Raw genomic sequence first — 17,859 nt, 5'->3', positions numbered from 1 at the left:
GTTGGGGCGCCCTGCCCGGAGGGGGGGGGTTTTGGGCGTGTGGAAGAGGGGCCCGGAAAAAGGGGGAAGAGGGGGGCTCCCGGCCCCCCCTGCCCCCCGCCCCCCTCCCGTCTGTCCACGCTCCCCACGACCTGGATTCCTCCACGGACGGAGCACAGGTCGATCACAGAGGAGGATTGCATTCCGCAGGTCAGGGGTATGACGGGCTACGACCGTTTCGAGCAGGTCGGCAATGTGGGAGGGACCCCCAGCATGCTCTTGGAAGCGCTCAGCTCCGCGATCCTCGGCCTGGCCCTGGCATGGGCTGCCGCCCACCGCCTGCCGCACCGCCTGCCCGCCCGTTCCCTGGTCCTGCCGACCGGTGTCGCCGGTGCCCTCTTCGGCGCCTTCGTCACCCACACCGCGCTGGACTTCGGCAACCTCTTCGTGATCCTCATCGGCTCGGCGGTCGTCTCCGCCGCCTCTCTCTCCCTGCTGGTACGCCCCGCGGGAAGACTGAGCCGACACTCGGCGACCGCGTAGACCCCGAGGACTGACGGGCATCTCCAGCCCTTCGGAGAGGGGACGGGTAGGGGCGGCGGGGCGGGAACCCTACGCCGCCAGCCCCAGCGCGGCCATCCGCTTGGTGTGGGCCTCGGTGATCCGCGAGAACATCCGCCCGACCTCCGCGAGATCGAACCCGTCCGCGACTCCCCCCACCAGCATCGTGGACAGCGCATCCCGGTCGGCGACCACCCGCTGGGACTGCGACAGCGCCTCCCCCATCAGCCGCCGGGCCCACAACGCCAGACGCCCGCCCACGCGCGGGTCGGCATCGATGGCAGCCCGCACCTTCTCCACGGCGAACGACGCGTGCCCGGTGTCGTCGAGCACGGCCAGCACCAGCCCACGCGTGTCCGAGTCGAGCCGGGCGGCGACCTCCCGGTAGAAGTCACTGGCGATCGAGTCGCCGACGTACGCCTTGACCAGCCCTTCCAGCCAGTCGGAGGGCGCCGTCTGCTTGTGGAACCCGTCCAGCGCGGCGACGAACGGCTCCATGGCCTGCGTCGGCTCCGCCCCGATCTCGGTGAGCCGGTCCCGCAGCTTCTCGTAGTGGTGGAACTCGGCCGACGCCATCTTCGCCAGCTCCGCCTTGTCCGCCAGCGTCGGCGCCAGCTTGGCGTCCTCCGCCAGCCGCTCGAACGCCGCCAGCTCCCCGTAGGCCAGCGCGCCGAGCAGGTCGACGACAGCGGCCCGGTACTGCGGGTCGGCGGAGGCCCGCGCCCAGTCCTGGGCGGCGACCCCGGTGTGTTCGGCAGGGGAGTCGGAGGGGTCAGGGACGTCGGAGGTGTTGTCAGGCGTCGTCATGAAGCGCACAATAGCCCGCTCACCGTGTCACGGAAGTCCCTGGTCAATCACTGTGACGCCGACTACGTGACCAATTCGGCCATCGCATGTGCGCGTTTCCGGGGTATGGTGGTAATGCGCCCGCTGAGTACCTTGACGTATTCGACGGGCCGCACGTTATGAGGATGCCCGGTCGGTGGCCCGATCGGCTCCGACCCGACAGCCCTCCCCGGCCGTACGGCACTCTGCGTACGACGACCGGAGGGACACCCTCAGCGGTACGAGCGCTAGAGCGTCGGCAGTGGTCCCGTGCCTTACGGCCCGACCGTACGGCAGCCGACGTCCCCGGCACGGTCCGTCAAGACCCCCGCGCTCGCCTCGCACCGCGTACACAGAAGAGGCAGCACCCTGACTACGACTTTCCGAGAGCTCGGAATCCTTCCCGAGACCGCTGAGGCCCTTGAGGCCGTCGGCATCGTCAACCCCTTCCCCATCCAGGAGATGACCCTCCCCGTCGCCCTCTCCGGCACGGACGTCATCGGCCAGGCCAAGACCGGCACCGGCAAGACGCTGGGCTTCGGTCTCCCGCTCCTGGAGCGCGTCACCGTCCCCGCCGACGTGGAGGCCGGGCGTGCCAAGCCCGAGGCCCTCACCGACGCCCCGCAGGCGCTCGTCGTCGTCCCCACGCGCGAGCTGTGCCAGCAGGTCACCAACGACCTGCTGACCGCCGGCAAGGTACGTAACGTGCGCGTCCTCGCCATCTACGGCGGCCGGGCCTACGAGCCCCAGGTCGAGGCCCTCAAGAAGGGCATCGACGTCGTCGTCGGCACCCCGGGCCGGCTGCTGGACCTCGCGGGCCAGAAGAAGCTCAACCTCAAGCACATCAAGGCGCTCGTCCTCGACGAGGCCGACGAGATGCTCGACCTGGGCTTCCTGCCCGACGTCGAGAAGATCATCAACATGCTGCCGGCCCGGCGCCAGACCATGCTGTTCTCGGCGACCATGCCGGGCGCGGTCATCGGTCTCGCGCGCCGCTACATGTCGCAGCCCACCCACATCCGTGCCACCGCGCCGGACGACGAGGGCGTGACGGTCGCGAACATCGCGCAGCACGTCTACCGCGCGCACAACATGGACAAGCCCGAGATGGTCTCGCGCATACTGCAGGCCGACGGCCGGGGACTGGCCATGGTCTTCTGCCGTACGAAGCGCACCGCGGCGGACCTCGCCGACCAGCTCCAGCAGCGCGGCTTCGCGTCCGGCGCGGTCCACGGCGACCTCGGCCAGGGCGCCCGCGAGCAGGCATTGCGCGCCTTCCGCAACGGCAAGGTGGACGTCCTCGTCTGCACCGACGTCGCCGCCCGCGGTATCGACGTCGAGGGCGTGACGCACGTCATCAACTACCAGTCGCCGGAAGAGGAGAAGACGTACCTGCACCGCATCGGCCGTACGGGCCGCGCGGGCAACACAGGTACGGCGATCACGCTCGTCGACTGGGACGACATCCCGCGCTGGCAGCTGATCAACAAGGCGCTGGAGCTGAACTTCAACGACCCGCCGGAGACGTACTCCACGTCCCCGCACCTCTTCGAGGAACTGAAGATCCCCGCGGGCACGAAGGGTGTCCTGCCCCGCTCGGAGCGCACCCGCGCCGGGCTGGCGGCGGAGGAGCTGGAGGACCTCGGCGAGACCGGTGGGCGCGGTGCACGCGGTCGCGGTGGCAGCCGGGGCGGCCGGGACGAGTCCCGCTCGTCCTCGTCGGACCGCGAGCGCTCGGCGCGCACGCCGCGTCGCCGCCGCCGTACGCGCGGCGGAGCGTCGCTGGACGGGGCGGCCGCGCCGGCCGCCGGTCCCGCCGCGGCGGACGAGACCGTCGAGGCCGCCACGGCGGAGTCCGTGACCGCGCCGCGCACCCCGCGCCGCCGTCGCCGTACGCGCGGCGGGGCGGCAGAGCCGACCGCGGCCGTGTCGGCCACGTCCTCGGCGCCCGAGGCGGCAGAGGCGGCCGTCGCCACGGTTGAGGGCCCGTCCCTGGACACCACCGAGGAGGTGTCGGCCAAGCCGCGCCGCCGCCGGACCCGCAAGTCGGCGGAGCCGAAGGCGACTCCGGCGGAGGCCGAGGCCACGAAGGTCACGGAGGCCGTGCAGCCGTCCGAGGCCGCTGCGACTGCGGCTGCCCAGGTCGCGGAGCCCGAGGAGGCTCCCGCCGCCAAGCCGCGCCGCCGCACCCGCAAGGCGACGGCCCCGGCGGAGACCGCCGTCGCCACGGCCGAGGGCACCCCCGAGGCCGTGCAGGAGGCCCCGGAGGCCGCGGAGACCAAGCCGCGCCGCGACCCGCAAGGCGACGGCCGCCGCCGAGACCGCCCTCGACACGGCCGAGGCCACCGAGGCCAAGCCCAAGGCACGCCGCACCCGCAAGACCGCGGCCACCGCCGAAGCCGCCGCCCCGGCCGCCGACATCCCGGCCCAGGCGACGACGGAGCCGGTCGCCACGGAGGCGCCCGCGCCTCGCCGCCGTACCCGCAAGGCCACGGCGACGGCTGCGAGTGTGGCGACGGCCGACGGCACGGCCGAGGTGAAGCCCAAGGTGCGCCGTACCCGCAAGGCCACGGCAGCCGTGGAGCCCGCGGAGAGCTGATCTCCCGTACGACGGCCCGGTCCCGCCCAGCGCGGGGCCGGGCCGTCGGCGTTCGGCGGGGTCTACGGGTGGGGGTCTCGCGGTGCAGCGGTTACCCTCCCCCCGTGACCACCGAACCCGTCTTCACGCCGCCCCCGAACGCCCGCGCCTACCCCCTCCACACCTCCCGCGGCACGTTCGCCGTCGTCGACTCGCCCGCTGCCCCCGGGGTCGAGCCGCGCGGTGTCGCCCTGCTGCTCCCCGGGTTCACCGGCAGCAAGGAGGACTTCACGTTCATGCACGAGCCGCTGGCGGCGCGCGGCTACCGTACGGTCGCCGTGGACGGGCGGGGACAGCACGAGTCGGACGGGCCGGAGCACGACGAATCCGCGTACGCGCGAGGCGAGTTGGCCCGGGACGTGCTCGCCCAGGCGGCGGCCCTCGGCGACCTCGGCGCCCCGCTCCACCTCTTCGGTCACTCCCTGGGCGGCCAGATCGCCCGTGCCGCCGTTCTGCTCGACCACGCGCCGTTCCGCTCGCTCACCCTCATGGCGTCGGGTCCCGCGCAGATCTCCGACTCCCAGCAGCAGCGCGTGAAGCTGCTGCGGGACGCGCTCGCGGTGATGACCATGGCCGAGACCTGGGAGGCGATCCTCGCCATGGGGCCGCCCGAGGAGGTCGGCGGTCCGGCGCGCGGCATCGGCGGCGAGGACCTGCTGCGCCGCCGCTGGCTCGGCACGAAGCCCGCTCAACTCCTCGCCACAGGGCGTCAGTTGTGCACGGAGCCGGACCGTGTCGACGACCTCGCGGCCCTGTCGCTCCCGTTCCACGTCCTGTCGGGAGCCAGTGACGACACCTGGCCGGTCCCGGTCCTCGACGACATGGCCGCCCGGCTGAACGCCCGCCGCACGGTCATTCCCGGCGCCGAGCACTCCCCCAACGCAGACCAGCCGCTGCGCACGGCCCAAGCCGTGGCCGACTTCTGGGACACCCTGGACGGTGACCGCGCCCGCCCGGCAGGGGCCTAGTACTGCGTCTGCAGGTGCTCCCAGAAGCCGTCCCGCAGCGCCCTTCGCAGATCCGCCTGCCCGCGCAGGGAGTACTGCAACAGGCCCTCCGCCTCCACCAGCAGGTCCTGGTCGACGGACCCGGGCAGATACGGATGCCCGGGCAGCAGTTCCACGAGCGACTCCCGGCCGCGTGCCGCGAGCCACTTCGCCGCGATCTGCGCGCCGACGAACCGGACATCCTCCCGCGTCGGCCGGGACCCCGCGGCCTCGTACGCGGCGGCCGTGCGCCGGGAGACGTACGGCTTGAAGAAGTCGAGGTCGAGGGTGCGCTGGCTGTCGACCTCCCAGAGCAGCGGTTCGGCCTGGTTGCGGCCTTCCGGCGCCTCGATGCCCCACAGGTGCACCCGCGCCCCGTACCCCTGCGCCGCCTCGACCGCCGAGACCAGGTCCTCGTCGCCGCCGAGCAGGGCGGCGTCGCTGATGGCGCGGTGTCTGGCCAGGGACTCCAGATCGGTCCTGATCAGTGAGTCGACGCCCTTCTGCTGGTTGTTGGCGTTGAGGTTGCCCAGCCGCACCTTCACATCGGGGAGCTCGGCTATCGACTGCTGCTCCGCCGTGTGGATGCGGCGTCGCGCGCCGTCGTACCAGTAGACGCGCAGCAGCCTGCTGTCCGCGAAGATCGTGCGGGCCCGGTCGATGAGTGCCTCGATCAGCCCCTCGGCGTCCAGATCGAAGGCCCGGCGGTCCTCCGTTCCGGCGACGAGCCGTCCCGCGGCCGCGTAGAGGTAGCCCGCGTCGACGAAGATCGCATGGGTGGAGGGCGTCTTCGCCACCTCGGCGAGCATGCGCTGGAGCAGCTCGTTGGTGTGGTCGATGCGGGCGGCGAGTGCCGCGAGGTCGTCGTTCATCGCCTCTATTGTCCCGGCGGTCACGCTGCGAACACAACCGGTCCCGGTCAGTCTCCTCTTGATCTCTCAGCGACCGCTTACCGGTGAGTAGTTAGTCGTTCGAAAAATTTCTTTAGCGTAGGGAATGTTTGTAACACACAGCCCGTTGCATACGTGTGTAACCCAGTAGTTCTCCTCAGGAGGATGACCAGACGAAGGGAGAAGCCATGCGCTTCGAAATCATGCGACTCGACGAGTTCGACGGGACCCCCGTGGACAGCACCGTCGTGGACGCCGCCTCCGTCAACCGGATCGTTCAGCAGGCCGCCGCGATAGGGCAGCGACTGTGGATCCGACCGGCCGAGACCACGGCCTCATAACAGACGCGGATCACCGCAGCAGCTTCGAAGCCCCCGCACGGCACCAGGCCCGTACGGGGGCTTCGCGCTTACGTCGGGCTCAGGCGCCCCGGATCACCTGCGTGACGCCGTTGATGATCTGCTGCACCGCGATCGCCGAGAGCATCATGCCCGCGAGCCGCGTCACCAGGACCACACCGCCGTCCTTGATGACCCGGATGATCAGCAGCGAGTACCGCATCACCAGCCACAGCACGACATGGATGGCGAGGATCGCCGTCCACACCGACACCTGCATGCCGACGCCGTCCGCCTTCTGCACGGCGAGGATGACCGACACGATGGCACCCGGCCCGGCCAGCAGCGGCATGCCCAGCGGGACGAGGGCGACGTTGACGTCCTTGGTCTGCTGGGGCTCGTCCGTCTTGCCGGTGAGCAGGTCGAGCGCGATCAGCAGAAGCAGCAGTCCGCCCGCGATCATCAGCGCCGGGACGGAGACGTGCAGGTAGTCGAGGATCTGGTGGCCGAGGAGCCCGAAGACCGTGATCACCCCGCCCGCCACACAGACGGCCTGGAAGGCCATCCGCTTCTGCACCTTGGCCGGCCGGCCGGCGGTGAGCGCGAGGAAGATCGGGGTGATCCCGGGGGGATCCATGATGACGAAGAGGGTCAGGAAGAGGGAGCCGAAGACGGCGAGGTCGAACATGGGGAGGCAAGCCTTGCGAGGTGAGGGAAACGCACGGTGGGCGGGCAGCACCGCAGCACTACGCCGTGCCGCTACCGCTACCGCTGTGGGCAGTCGTTCCGCAGGGCGGAACGGGTGGGCACAGCCGGCAACGCCGGGTGCCCCAGAACGAACGTGAAGGTGGCCGGCCTAGACCCCGCCGGCCCCCGGGACCGGAAACGCTCCGGTCGCCCGCCGCGTGATCTCGCCGTACACCTCGGGGTCCGTCGTGTACTCGCCGAGCACGCACGTCTTGCGGCTGCCGTGGTAGTCGCTGGACCCGGTCGCCAGCAGCCCGAGCTCCTTGGCGAGCCCGCGCAGCCGCGCACGCGTGTCGGGGTCGTGGTCCATGTGGTCGACCTCGACGCCGTCGAGCCCGGCCGCGGCCATCTGGGCGATCGCGGACTCCGGCACCGTACGCCCCCGCTTGCTCGCGGCGGGATGCGCGAACACCGTCACCCCGCCCGCGGCCTTGACCAGCCGGATCGCCTCGAACGGATCGGTCTCGTGCTTCGCCACGAAAGCCCGCCCGCCGTCGGCCAGCCAGTCCTCGGTGAAGGCGTCCCCCACGGTCGGTACGACACCGAGCTCGACCAGCGCGGAGGCGACATGCGGCCGCCCGACCGAACCGTCACCGGCGATCCGCAGCACCTGCTCCCAGGTGACGGGCACGCCCAGCTCGTTCAGCTTGGCGACCATGCCCTGGGCCCGGGGCACCCGGTCGTCCCGCACCAGCTCCCGCTCGGCGAGCAGGGCCGGCTCCTCGGGATCGAAGAGATAGGCCAGCATGTGCATGCTGATGCCGTCGAGACGACAGGACAGCTCGGCACCGGCGACCAGGGTGAGCCCCTCGGGCAACGCGGCGATCGCCTCGGCGTGCCCACGGCTCGTGTCGTGATCGGTGAGCGCCACGACGTCCAGCCCCGCCGCGGAGGCGTTGCGCACCAGCTCGGCGGGCGTGTCCGTACCGTCGGAAGCGGTGGAGTGGGTGTGCAGATCGATACGCACGACGCGAACTCCAGACGGGGGACGACACGGAAGGGGCCGCTCAAGGATAACCGGATTTTCAACGACCTCATGTCACACCCACACAGCGCAAGAGACCCCTACACGCACCCACCTCAGGGGCGCGGGGAACTGCGCGACCAGCCACAGAAGACCCGCAGCCGCCACGCAAGAGCCGCCCCCACCCCCGTAGGCGCTACGGCCCGAGCAAGCGCGGGGACAACGCTCCACAGGGCACCAACTCGACCTCGGCCCCCGCATCCCGCAGATCCGTCAGGACGAGTTCGTCGTACATCAGCAACCCCGACTGTTCGGGCCACATGACCGCCCACAGCCACATCCCGAGCGCCTCCCCCGCGAACACGGCACGGTCGTCGGGCGTACCCGACACATGCCACAGCGGCGTCGGACGGCCCGCGGCGAGAACCTTGGCCTGGGGTGGCTTCTCGACGTTCATGTACGACCCCGGATCCGGCCCGTCGATGCCGGCGTAGCGCGCGCCGAGCCCGACCCCGAGTTCCTCGGCGACCAGGATCAGCTCGCCCATGCCGCCGAGCGGGCCGGGACCGGAGCAGGCCACAGCCGTCGCACGGCCTCCGCTGCGGTCGTCGCCCGCACTGGCGACACCCGTGAACAGCCAGCCGATCGGCAGCGGCCACGGCATCCACACCGGCACCTGGGCGCGGTGCACGACCACACCGAGGGCCTCGACACTGGGCGGGATCACGGGCTGCACCGGATGCACGGTGCCGTGCACGTCGCACTGCCAGGTGTCGGCGAAAAGTCCGGGAGCCCTGACCCGGCCACCACACTTCGGGCAACTGGGTTCGCCCCTCATAGGCCCCCACGGTCCTACCCCTTCCGCGTCACGTCAAGGACGATCACCCGTCCGGACGGAACCGGTTCGTCGGCCAATATAGATGTAGCTTGCATTAATTAGCCTAGCTAACATATTATGTGTAGCCGCCAGCTACCTCGTGCGGATCGGAGAAACGTCATGGACCCCCTCGACGCGGGAACGGGCAGCATCCTGCGGCAGCCGAAGGCCGTATGGGCGACGGCCGGCGCGTCCGTCGTCGCCTTCATGGGCATCGGACTCGTCGACCCGATCCTGCCGTCCATCGCCGGCGGCCTGAACGCCACGGCCGGCCAGGTCTCCCTGCTCTTCACCTCGTACTTCCTCATCACCGCCGTGGCGATGCTGGTCACCGGCTTCGTCTCCAGCCGGATCGGCGGCCGCCGGACCCTGCTGCTCGGCCTCGCGTTCGTGGTCGTCTTCGCCGGGCTCGCGGGCACGTCCGGATCGGTCGACGAGCTGGTCGGCTTCCGGGCGGGCTGGGGACTCGGCAACGCGCTCTTCGTCTCCACGGCCCTCGCCGTGATCGTCGGCGCGGCCGCGGGCGGCAGCGCGGCGGCGATCCTGCTCTACGAGTCCGCCCTCGGCCTCGGCATGGCCTGCGGGCCGCTGCTGGGCGCGCTGCTCGGGGACGCCAGCTGGCGCTACCCGTTCTTCGGTACGGCCTTCCTGATGGCGGTCGGCTTCCTGTGCATCGCGGTGTTCCTGAAGGAACAGCCGAAGCCGGCCCGCAGGACCTCGCTGCTGGACCCGGTCAAGGCCCTCGGGCACGGCGGCCTCGCGTCCGTGGCGGCCTCGGCGTTCTTCTACAACTACACGTTCTTCACCGTGCTGGCCTTCACCCCGTTCGTGCTGAACATGAGCCCGTACCGGTCCGGTGCGGTGTTCTTCGCCTGGGGCGTCCTGCTCGCCGTGTTCTCCGTGATCGTGGCGCCGCGCCTGCAGAAGCGGTTCGGTTCGCTGAAGGTGCTCGGCGCCTCGCTGGCGCTGCTCGCCGTGGACGTGCTGGTCCTCGGCTACGGCGACCACACCACCGCCGTCGTCTGCACGATCCTGTCCGGCGCGTTCATCGGCGTGAACAACACCGTCTACACGGAGCTGGCCCTCGGCGTCTCGGACGCGCCGCGCCCGGTGGCGAGCGCGGGCTACAACTTCGTGCGCTGGTTCGCGGCGGCGGCCGCGCCCTACTTCGCGCCGAGGATCGAGGAGTGGACCGGCAGTGTCCGCGTCCCGTTCGCGGTGGCGGCGGTCACGGCTGTCGCGGGCGCGCTCGTGGTCGTCGTACGGCGGAACTCGCTCACGCACGAAGCGGAGGAGCTGGAGACCAGGCACGCGACCGAGGACAGCGTCACCGTGTTCGCCAACTGACGGTTTTCAGCCACCGGTTGGTGAGGTTCCTCACTCCAGCGGGACGGACTTGCGGGCGGGATCCCGCAGGTCCGTCCCGCTCGTCAGCCAGCGCTCCTGGAGGGCCTGGGCGCCGTGCACACGCTTCCAGGCGGCCTCGTTCGCAGTCATGGGAAGCAGCGGCAGGAAGTGCACGGGGTCGGCGGGCCCGTCGAGTTCCAGGTCCTCGACCAGGCCACCCGACTCGGCGACCAGGACCGATGTGAAGGGTGCGCCGGGCCACAGCGGCTCGCCGACGTCCAGGGAGGCTCCGGGGGCGATGATCACACCTTCCACCTGCGGGGACGCGGCGAGCACGGCGAGCGGGCGGAGCGCCTTGTCGGTGTCGGCGATCCCGGCCCGGACGGAGAGGACCAGCTCGGCTCGGGGCCCCTTGACCGGGTCGGCGACCATCGCGGTGGGGTCGCTCATGGGGTGCGCGGACATGCCGAGCGTGGCGTAGCGGACGAGGTCGCCCTCCTGGAAGCGGAGCACCTCGATGCGGTCCGTACCGAGGAAGGTGACCGCCGCGCGCGCGTCCGGTTCGCCCAGCGCGGTGCGCAACCGGGCCTCGACCAGAGGAAGAACATCAGCCATGCGGCGAGCATAGAACTCGTCAGTACCCGGCAAAGCAGCGCCTTGACACTTCAGTCGGCTGATACTCTTGCCCGGTGTTCGGGGCAGCACGCAGAAGCGTCGCGATCGAGTCCCGACGCCTGAGAGACTCCCCTACGGGGAACCCCGAACGGGGTATGGAACGTCCCTTACGAGGGACCGGCCGGAGGAGGTGGGGCTGTCATGGATCGAAGTCGACCGTGCAGTACCACTCGCTCTTCCCGCCGCTGATGTAGCTGATTCGGCTGTTCCGCTCCGGCTGACCGCCGTCCTTTCACGCTTGCGTCCTCACACGGAAGAGCACTTCGTTTCGCTTTGCCTGATCGGCCCGATCTGAATCAGCAACGAAGCCCATCACCGCAACGGTGCGGTGCTCCCCGCTTTGTGGACGTGCCAAACATCCTGAGGCCAGGACGTCCCCATTCCGGGTAGTTCCAACCGTGCTGCGGTTCTTCACGCTTCGTTGCCCGTTGCGAAGGAGCCTGCTCATGTCGATGATCCGCGACCTGCGTGCCGTCGTCCGTCCCTCCCGCGTCTCGCTGCGCAAGGACAGCGGCGCGTACGACACCACCCGCGACCCCGCGACTCCCTCCGCCGTCGTCGACTGCGCCGTGTACCGCGACGGCCGTCGGCTGCAGACCGACAAGCCGCTGACCCCGCACCAGGCGATGCGTCAGGTGCGGCGCGACGGGGGCTTCGTGTGGATCGGCCTGCACGAGCCGACCGAGGCCGAATTCTCCGGTATCGCCGGTGAGTTCGGGCTGCACCCGCTGGCCGTCGAGGACGCCGTGCAGGCGCACCAGCGCCCGAAGCTGGAGCGCTACGACGACTCCCTCTTCACCGTCTTCAAGACCATCCACTACGTCGAGCACGACGAACTCACCGCCAATAGCGAGGTCGTGGAGACCGGCGAGGTCATGTGCTTCACCGGCCGGGACTTCTTCATCACCGTCCGGCACGGCGGGCAGGGCTCGCTGCGCGCGCTGCGGCACCGCCTCCAGGACGACCCCGAGCTGCTCGCCAAGGGTCCGTCGGCCGTGCTGCACGCTATCGCCGACCATGTCGTCGACGGGTACATCGCCGTCGCCGACGCGGTGCAGGACGACATCGACGAAGTGGAGACCGAGGTCTTCTCGCCGGGGCGGAAGGGGACGCCGCGCGGCACGGACGCGGGGCGGATCTACCAACTCAAGCGCGAGGTGCTGGAGTTCAAGCGCGCGGTCTCGCCCCTGCTGCGCCCCATGCAGCTGCTGAGCGAGCGGCCGATGCGGCTGATCGACCCGGACATCCAGAAGTACTTCCGGGACGTCGCCGACCACGTGGCCCGCGTGCACGAGCAGGTCATCGGCTTCGACGAGCTCCTCAACTCGATCCTCCAGGCCAACCTCGCGCAAGCGTCCGTCGCCCAGAACGAGGACATGCGGAAGATCACGTCGTGGGCGGCGATCATCGCCGTACCGACGATGGTGTGTGGCGTCTACGGCATGAACTTCGACTACATGCCGGAGACGCACTGGAAGTACAGCTACCCGGTGATCATGGGCATCACGGTGGGCATCTGCCTCGGCATCCACCGCACACTGAAGCGGAACGGCTGGCTCTGAGCGGGCCGGATCCGGCTGGATAGGCTGGGGGCCATGACAAGCGAGCTGCTCGACCAGGCCCTCGTCGAGGAGGCCACCAAGAAGTCCGGCCTCATCTGGGTCAACGGTCCCGGTGTGCCGGCCCGGACGCTGTGGCACGCGTGGCACGAGGGTGCGGCGTGTGTCGTCGGCGACGGTCCGGGCGAGCAGCCGCTGCCGGGGCTGGTCGACGGCGGCTCCGCCGAGGTCACCGTACGCAGCAAGGACAAGGGGGGCCGGCTGGTCTCCTGGGGCGCGAAGGTCGTCGAACTCGCGTCGGGCTCCGAGGCGTGGGAGGCGACGGTCGCCGAGCTGAAGGGCAAGCGGCTCAACGCCCCCGACGGCGAGGCGATGCCGGGGCGCTGGGCGCGTGAGTGCCGGGTGCTGCGGCTGGAGCCGACCGGCGTCACGGGCGTCCTGCCGGACGGGTCCCTGGCCGAGGCGCCGCTGCCGTCCCCGGCGACGACGCGTCAGCCGATCCCCGCGGGGCTTCCGCGGCTGCTGCTGAAGAAGAAGCGGCGCCGCTAGCCGGTCACGACGTCGGCAGCTGCCTGCCGTAGTCCACGGTGTCGCCCTTCTGCGGCTTCTCCAGGGCGAAGTCCTTGCCCCAGTCGGAGAAGGTCAGGGTGCCTCCGCCGCCCGCCCGGGTCAGCAGCAGGGGATACGGGTCGCCCTCCAGGGAGACGTCGAGGGTGCCGCCGGAGCCCTTGTCCCCGGTGATACGGATGGTGCGGACGCCCGCCTGCTCGTGGTGGCCGTCGGTCGCCACCTTGCCGTGCAGCGTCAGCAGGCCGTCGAGGAGCAGGTCCTTGTCCGTGAAGCCGCTGAACTTCTTGTACGCCGGGTCGCCCTGCGGCACCTTCACGTACTTGCCGTTCAGCTTGTCCACGGCCCCGGCGTCCGCCTTGCCGTCGTTGCCCGCGTCGCTCCAGAAACCGGAGTCGGCCTTCAGATACAGCTGCTCGCCAATCCGAAGCAGCTGGAACGTCGCCCCCTGCGCGGTGACCGACCCCGTGGCGCCGTCGGCCTTCAGCCGCATGTCGAGCTTGTAGGTGCGCCCGCTGGTCGCCACGTTCCCGGACAGGTGCACCGCCTCGGCGGAGTCCGCCGCCGTACGGGCCTTGCGCTGGATCTCGGCGACCGGCAGCTTGCCGACCCCGTTGGTGCCCTCGTCCGGGTCCTCACTGCATCCCGTCAGTCCCGTTCCCGACACGACCAGGGCGCAGATGGCGGTCACCAGCGCGGCCCGGCGAGTACGACCCTGGGGAATCGCAGTCACAGGTGGGGCTGCCTTTCTGTCGTGGGACCTGAGCGGCGTACGGCAGCGTACCCGCACGTCACCCCCCGGGCGGAGCCGGTTCGTCCGGACCGCTCACCAGGGCGTATCGGATCCGGACGGGCTAGCCTGAAGCTCACCCGAGCGGGCAATTCGGAAATGCGGCACACCAGCGCGGCCGCGACAGCGACACTGCACGCCCCGCATGCAAAGGAGCCTCAGCCATGGCAGCCGGCGCTCCCCGGATCTTCGTCTCGCACCTCGCCGGCGTCGCCGCGTTCGACCCGAACGGCGACCAGGTGGGCCGGGTCCGCGATCTGGTCGTCATGCTGCGCGTCGGCCGGCGCCCCCCACGGCTGCTCGGCCTGGTCGTCGAGCTGTCCACCCGGCGCCGCATCTTCCTGCCCATGACCCGCGTCACCAGCATCGAGTCCGGCCAGGTCATCACCACCGGCGTGCTCAACGTCCGCCGCTTCGAGCAGCGCCCCACCGAGCGCCTCGTCTTCGGCGAGCTCCTCGACCGGCGCGTCACCCTCGTGGAGACCGGCGAGGAGGTCACCGTCCTCGATCTGTCGGTGGGGCAGCTGCCGGCCCGCCGGGACTGGGAGATCGACAAGGTGTTCGTCCGCAAGGGCGGCCGGAGCAGGGCCTTCCGGCGGGCCAGGGGAGAGTCGCTGACCGTCGAGTGGTCCGCCGTCACCGGCTTCTCCCTGGAGGAGAAGGGACAGGGCGCCGAGAGCCTCCTGGCCACCTTCGAGCAGCTGCGCCCCGCCGACCTCGCCAACGTCCTGCACCACCTCTCCCCCAAGCGCCGCGCGGAGGTCGCCGCCGCCCTCGACGACGACCGGCTCGCCGACGTCCTCGAAGAGCTCCCTGAGGACGACCAGATCGAGATCCTCGGCAAGCTGAAGGAGGAGCGCGCCGCCGACGTCCTGGAGGCCATGGACCCGGACGACGCGGCCGACCTGCTCGGTGAGCTCCCGGAGGAGGACAAGGAACGGCTGCTGAGCCTGATGCAGCCCGCCGACGCGGCCGACATGCGCCGCCTGATGGCGTACGAGGAGCACACGGCCGGCGGTCTGATGACGACGGAGCCGATCATCCTGCGCCCCGACGCCACGGTCGCCGACGCCCTCGCCCGCGTCCGCAACCCCGACCTGTCCCCCGCGCTGGCCGCCCAGGTCTATGTCTGCCGCCCGCCCGACGAGACGCCCACCGGCAAGTACCTCGGCACGGTCCACTTCCAGCGTCTGCTGCGCGACCCGCCGTACACCCTGGTCAGCTCACTCGTGGACGAGGCCCTGGAGGCCCTGGAGCCGGACGCCGCGCTGCCGGTCGTCGCCGGGTTCTTCGCGACGTACGACATGGTCGCGGCGCCCGTCGTCGACGAGTCCGGGTCGCTGCTGGGCGCGGTGACCGTGGACGACGTACTGGACCACATGCTGCCCGACGACTGGCGGGAGACCGAGTTCCACCTTGACGAGGACACCGGTGAGGGGGTGGCGGTCCATGGCTCCTGAGCGGGAGGGCACGCGCGAGCGCGTGGCATCGGGCGCCACCGCGACCACCCGGGCGCCCCGCGCACGCCTCGACCAACCCCGGCCGCCGCGCCGCCGCTTCCTGCCCGAGTGGGACCCGGAGGCCTTCGGACGGCTGTCGGAGCGGATCGCCCGCTTCATCGGCACCGGACGGTTCCTCGTCTGGATGACGGTCGTGATCGTGGTGTGGGTGCTGTGGAACATCGCCGCACCGAGGGACCTGCGCTGGGACGAGTACCCGTTCATCTTCCTCACCCTGGTCCTGTCGCTCCAGGCCTCGTACGCCGCCCCGCTGATCCTGCTCGCACAGAACCGGCAGGACGACCGCGACCGGGTCAACCTCGAACAGGACCGCAAGCAGAACGAGCGGTCGATCGCCGACACCGAGTACCTGACCAGGGAGATCGCGGCGCTGCGCATCGGTCTGGGCGAGGTGGCCACCCGCGACTGGATGCGCTCGGAGCTCCAGGACCTGACGAAGGAGCTGGAGCAGCGGCACAACGGTCAACGGCACAACGGTCACCGCGAGCCCGGGGTATTCCCGGCAGATCGGTCGCCGGGACGTGACGTAGACGACCGCTGACGGCCTTACCGGGGCATGGCTACCGCGCCGTACCATCGTCCTTATGGCTACGGAAGACGCGGTGCGCGAAGCACTGGCGACGGTGAACGACCCCGAGATCAACCGCCCCATCACCGAACTGGGGATGGTCAAGTCGGTGGAGATCGGTGCGGACGGTGCGGTCGCGGTCACCGTGTACCTGACGGTCTCCGGCTGCCCGATGCGCGAGACGATCACGCAGCGCGTGACGGACGCCGTGTCCCGGGTCGAGGGCGTCACGCGTGTCGACGTCACGCTCGACGTGATGAGCGACGAGCAGCGCAAGGAGCTGGCGAACGCCCTGCGCGGCGGCACCGCCGAGCGCGAGGTCCCCTTCGCCAAGCCCGGCTCGCTCACCCGTGTGTACGCGGTCGCCTCCGGCAAGGGCGGCGTCGGCAAGTCCTCGGTCACGGTCAACCTGGCCGCGGCGATGGCTGCCGACGGCCTGAAGGTGGGCGTCGTCGACGCCGACATCTACGGCCACAGCGTGCCGCGCATGCTGGGCGCCGACGGGCGTCCGACCCAGGTCGAGAACATGATCATGCCGCCGTCCGCGAACGGCGTGAAGGTCATCTCCATCGGCATGTTCACGCCGGGCAACGCCCCGGTGGTCTGGCGCGGCCCGATGCTGCACCGCGCACTCCAGCAGTTCCTGGCGGACGTGTACTGGGGTGACCTGGACGTCCTGCTCCTGGACCTGCCGCCCGGCACCGGCGACATCGCGATCTCCGTGGCCCAGCTGGTCCCGAACGCCGAGATCCTGGTCGTGACGACCCCGCAGCAGGCGGCGGCCGAGGTCGCCGAGCGCGCGGGCTCCATCGCCGTCCAGACCCACCAGAAGATCGTCGGCGTGGTCGAGAACATGTCCGGCCTGCCCTGCCCGCACTGCGACGAGATGGTCGACGTGTTCGGCACGGGCGGCGGCCAGATGGTCGCCGACGGCCTCACGCGCACGACCGGTGCGACGGTTCCGGTCCTCGGCAACATCCCCATCGACGTCCGCCTCCGCGAGGGCGGCGACGAGGGCAAGCCCGTGGTCCTGACCGACCCGGACTCCCCGGCCGGCTCGGCCCTGCGCGCGATCGCCGGGAAGCTGGGGGGCCGCCAGCGGGGCCTGTCGGGCCTGTCCCTGGGGATCACGCCCAAGAACAAGTTCTGAAACACCCCAAGGGGCGCGGGGAACCGCGCGAGCGACCCCCGCTCCGACGGTCCGCAGCCGCGAGACCCCACAGAGCCCTACGGCCAAGGGGCGCCGCACAACCCACGGCGCCCCTTCGTCATGCGTACGACACGATGTCCTTGATCTTGGCGAAGCCCAACCCGTACGCGCTCATGCCCCTCCCGTACGCGCCCACGTGCACGCCCTCCTGGGTCGACCCGGCCAGCACCCAGCCGAACTCGGACTCCCGGTAGTGGAACGGCGTGGGCACCCCGTCCACCGGCAGGGACAGCGTCGACCAGTCCGGACCGTCCAGGTCGTCGGCCAGGGCCCACGCGGTCTCCGTCTGCTGCTCCAGCCAGTCGTCGCGCAGCGAGTGGTCCATCTGCCCCGGCCAGGTGAAGGACAGCAGTCCCACCCCCGCGAGCCACGCCGCCGAGGACACCGACGTGGCCTCCAGCAGCCCCGTACCGTCGGCGCTCCTGCGGTCCGGATTCGCCGCGACGGTCACGACCACCGCGAACTTCTCCCGGTCCTCCGTCGCCTCGTTCCGTACGGAGGGCTCGTCGCCGTGCCCGGTCGAACCGTGTTCCACGGACCCGTCGGCCGCCATGCCGACCTGCATCAGCCAGCGCGGTCCCGTGAAGGCCTCGTCGAGGCCGTACCACGGGAAGGGCGCCAGCAGGTAGCCGTCGACCGTGCGCCGGGCGGAGGGGACCTGCTGTCCGCTCTCCACGGCCGGTTCCTGCGCGACTGCCCGACTAGTCGTCTGACTCGTCGTCTCCATGTGCCCGGACGCCTCCTCGTTCTCGCCGGACCAGCCCGGCCCGCCCCCCTTCGGGCGTACTCGTCCGGTCCGCACAACAACTCGGCAGCAT

General features: G+C 70.8%; 17 protein-coding genes and 1 pseudogene. 10 read left to right on the top strand and 8 right to left on the bottom strand.

The window, feature by feature from the left end; all coding sequences use genetic code 11:
• Positions 1-252 precede the first annotated feature (252 nt).
• Positions 253-522: a hypothetical protein gene (locus tag ACFU95_RS02965; protein WP_383821400.1), complete on the top strand. Its 270-nt coding sequence runs from the start codon at positions 253-255 to the stop codon at positions 520-522.
• Between the two features lie 69 nt (positions 523-591).
• Here ACFU95_RS02965 and ACFU95_RS02960 read toward each other — a convergent pair whose 3' ends face one another.
• Positions 592-1,356, bottom strand: a complete 765-nt coding sequence (locus ACFU95_RS02960; RefSeq protein ID WP_383820817.1) for a ferritin-like fold-containing protein — start codon at positions 1,354-1,356, stop codon at positions 592-594.
• A gap of 471 nt (positions 1,357-1,827) precedes the next feature.
• Between ACFU95_RS02960 and ACFU95_RS02955 the strand changes: the two are divergent.
• Positions 1,828-3,961 (top strand): annotated as a pseudogene (locus tag ACFU95_RS02955) (DEAD/DEAH box helicase); the annotation flags it as partial.
• A gap of 71 nt (positions 3,962-4,032) precedes the next feature.
• Positions 4,033-4,971 (top strand): alpha/beta fold hydrolase, encoded by a 939-nt coding sequence (locus ACFU95_RS02950; RefSeq protein WP_383820814.1) that lies wholly within the window; start codon positions 4,033-4,035, stop codon positions 4,969-4,971.
• Here ACFU95_RS02950 and ACFU95_RS02945 read toward each other — a convergent pair.
• The gene (locus ACFU95_RS02945; RefSeq protein WP_030053072.1) at positions 4,968-5,861 is read right to left on the bottom strand and encodes an NYN domain-containing protein; all 894 of its coding nucleotides are present in this window, start codon (positions 5,859-5,861) and stop codon (positions 4,968-4,970) included. The genes ACFU95_RS02950 and ACFU95_RS02945 overlap by 4 nt on opposite strands.
• Before the next feature lie 206 nt (positions 5,862-6,067).
• Between ACFU95_RS02945 and ACFU95_RS02940 the strand changes: the two genes are divergently transcribed.
• The gene (locus ACFU95_RS02940; protein ID WP_107083726.1) at positions 6,068-6,220 is read left to right on the top strand and encodes a hypothetical protein; all 153 of its coding nucleotides are present in this window, start codon (positions 6,068-6,070) and stop codon (positions 6,218-6,220) included.
• A 79-nt stretch (positions 6,221-6,299) separates the two neighbouring features.
• Here the strand turns inward: ACFU95_RS02940 and ACFU95_RS02935 are convergent, their stop codons facing one another.
• The 3 genes from ACFU95_RS02935 to ACFU95_RS02925 form a co-directional block, all read right to left on the bottom strand.
• Positions 6,300-6,905, bottom strand: coding sequence for a MarC family protein (locus ACFU95_RS02935; protein ID WP_383820811.1), 606 nt, complete (start codon positions 6,903-6,905; stop codon positions 6,300-6,302).
• Positions 6,906-7,073: 168 nt separating this feature from the next.
• Entirely contained in the window at positions 7,074-7,931 is an 858-nt protein-coding gene (locus ACFU95_RS02930; RefSeq protein ID WP_383820809.1) for a PHP domain-containing protein, read from the bottom strand.
• Positions 7,932-8,124: 193 nt separating this feature from the next.
• Positions 8,125-8,766, bottom strand: coding sequence for a DUF6758 family protein (locus ACFU95_RS02925; RefSeq protein ID WP_383820807.1), 642 nt, complete (start codon positions 8,764-8,766; stop codon positions 8,125-8,127).
• Positions 8,767-8,925: 159 nt separating this feature from the next.
• On the opposite strand from ACFU95_RS02925, the gene ACFU95_RS02920 reads away from it, so the two are divergent.
• A complete protein-coding gene (locus ACFU95_RS02920) occupies positions 8,926-10,152 on the top strand; it encodes an MFS transporter (RefSeq protein ID WP_383820805.1) in 1,227 nt (408 codons plus the stop codon).
• A 30-nt stretch (positions 10,153-10,182) separates the two neighbouring features.
• Here the strand turns inward: ACFU95_RS02920 and ACFU95_RS02915 are convergent, their stop codons facing one another.
• Positions 10,183-10,767: a suppressor of fused domain protein gene (locus ACFU95_RS02915; protein WP_383820802.1), complete on the bottom strand. Its 585-nt coding sequence runs from the start codon at positions 10,765-10,767 to the stop codon at positions 10,183-10,185.
• Between the two features lie 506 nt (positions 10,768-11,273).
• On the opposite strand from ACFU95_RS02915, the gene ACFU95_RS02910 reads away from it, so the two are divergent.
• Entirely contained in the window at positions 11,274-12,389 is a 1,116-nt protein-coding gene (locus tag ACFU95_RS02910; RefSeq protein ID WP_383820800.1) for a magnesium and cobalt transport protein CorA, read from the top strand.
• 33 nt (positions 12,390-12,422) lie between these two features.
• Positions 12,423-12,935, top strand: a complete 513-nt coding sequence (locus ACFU95_RS02905) for a hypothetical protein (RefSeq protein WP_383820798.1) — start codon at positions 12,423-12,425, stop codon at positions 12,933-12,935.
• A gap of 4 nt (positions 12,936-12,939) precedes the next feature.
• Here the strand turns inward: ACFU95_RS02905 and ACFU95_RS02900 are convergent, their stop codons facing one another.
• Complete coding sequence (locus ACFU95_RS02900) at positions 12,940-13,686, bottom strand: hypothetical protein (protein WP_383820795.1); 747 nt, start codon at positions 13,684-13,686, stop codon at positions 12,940-12,942.
• Between the two features lie 221 nt (positions 13,687-13,907).
• Between ACFU95_RS02900 and ACFU95_RS02895 the strand changes: the two genes are divergently transcribed.
• Genes ACFU95_RS02895 through ACFU95_RS02885 form a run of 3 tightly spaced genes read left to right on the top strand, consistent with a single transcriptional unit; the run spans position 13,908 to position 16,981 of the window.
• Positions 13,908-15,203 (top strand): magnesium transporter MgtE N-terminal domain-containing protein, encoded by a 1,296-nt coding sequence (locus tag ACFU95_RS02895; protein WP_383820792.1) that lies wholly within the window; start codon positions 13,908-13,910, stop codon positions 15,201-15,203.
• Positions 15,193-15,804: a DUF1003 domain-containing protein gene (locus ACFU95_RS02890; RefSeq protein WP_383820790.1), complete on the top strand. Its 612-nt coding sequence runs from the start codon at positions 15,193-15,195 to the stop codon at positions 15,802-15,804. The genes ACFU95_RS02895 and ACFU95_RS02890 overlap by 11 nt, the downstream gene beginning before the upstream one ends.
• A gap of 43 nt (positions 15,805-15,847) precedes the next feature.
• The gene (locus tag ACFU95_RS02885) at positions 15,848-16,981 is read left to right on the top strand and encodes an Mrp/NBP35 family ATP-binding protein (RefSeq protein ID WP_383820789.1); all 1,134 of its coding nucleotides are present in this window, start codon (positions 15,848-15,850) and stop codon (positions 16,979-16,981) included.
• Between the two features lie 118 nt (positions 16,982-17,099).
• Here ACFU95_RS02885 and ACFU95_RS02880 read toward each other — a convergent pair whose 3' ends face one another.
• Complete coding sequence (locus tag ACFU95_RS02880) at positions 17,100-17,768, bottom strand: hypothetical protein (RefSeq protein ID WP_383820786.1); 669 nt, start codon at positions 17,766-17,768, stop codon at positions 17,100-17,102.
• Between the last annotated feature and the right edge of the window lie 91 nt (positions 17,769-17,859).

It is taken from the genome of Streptomyces sp. NPDC057623, from assembly GCF_042800355.1.
Classification (GTDB): Bacteria; Actinomycetota; Actinomycetes; order Streptomycetales; family Streptomycetaceae; genus Streptomyces.
Note: the sequence above shows the minus strand (reverse complement) of the source record. Positions and strands in the feature narration are given on the sequence as shown.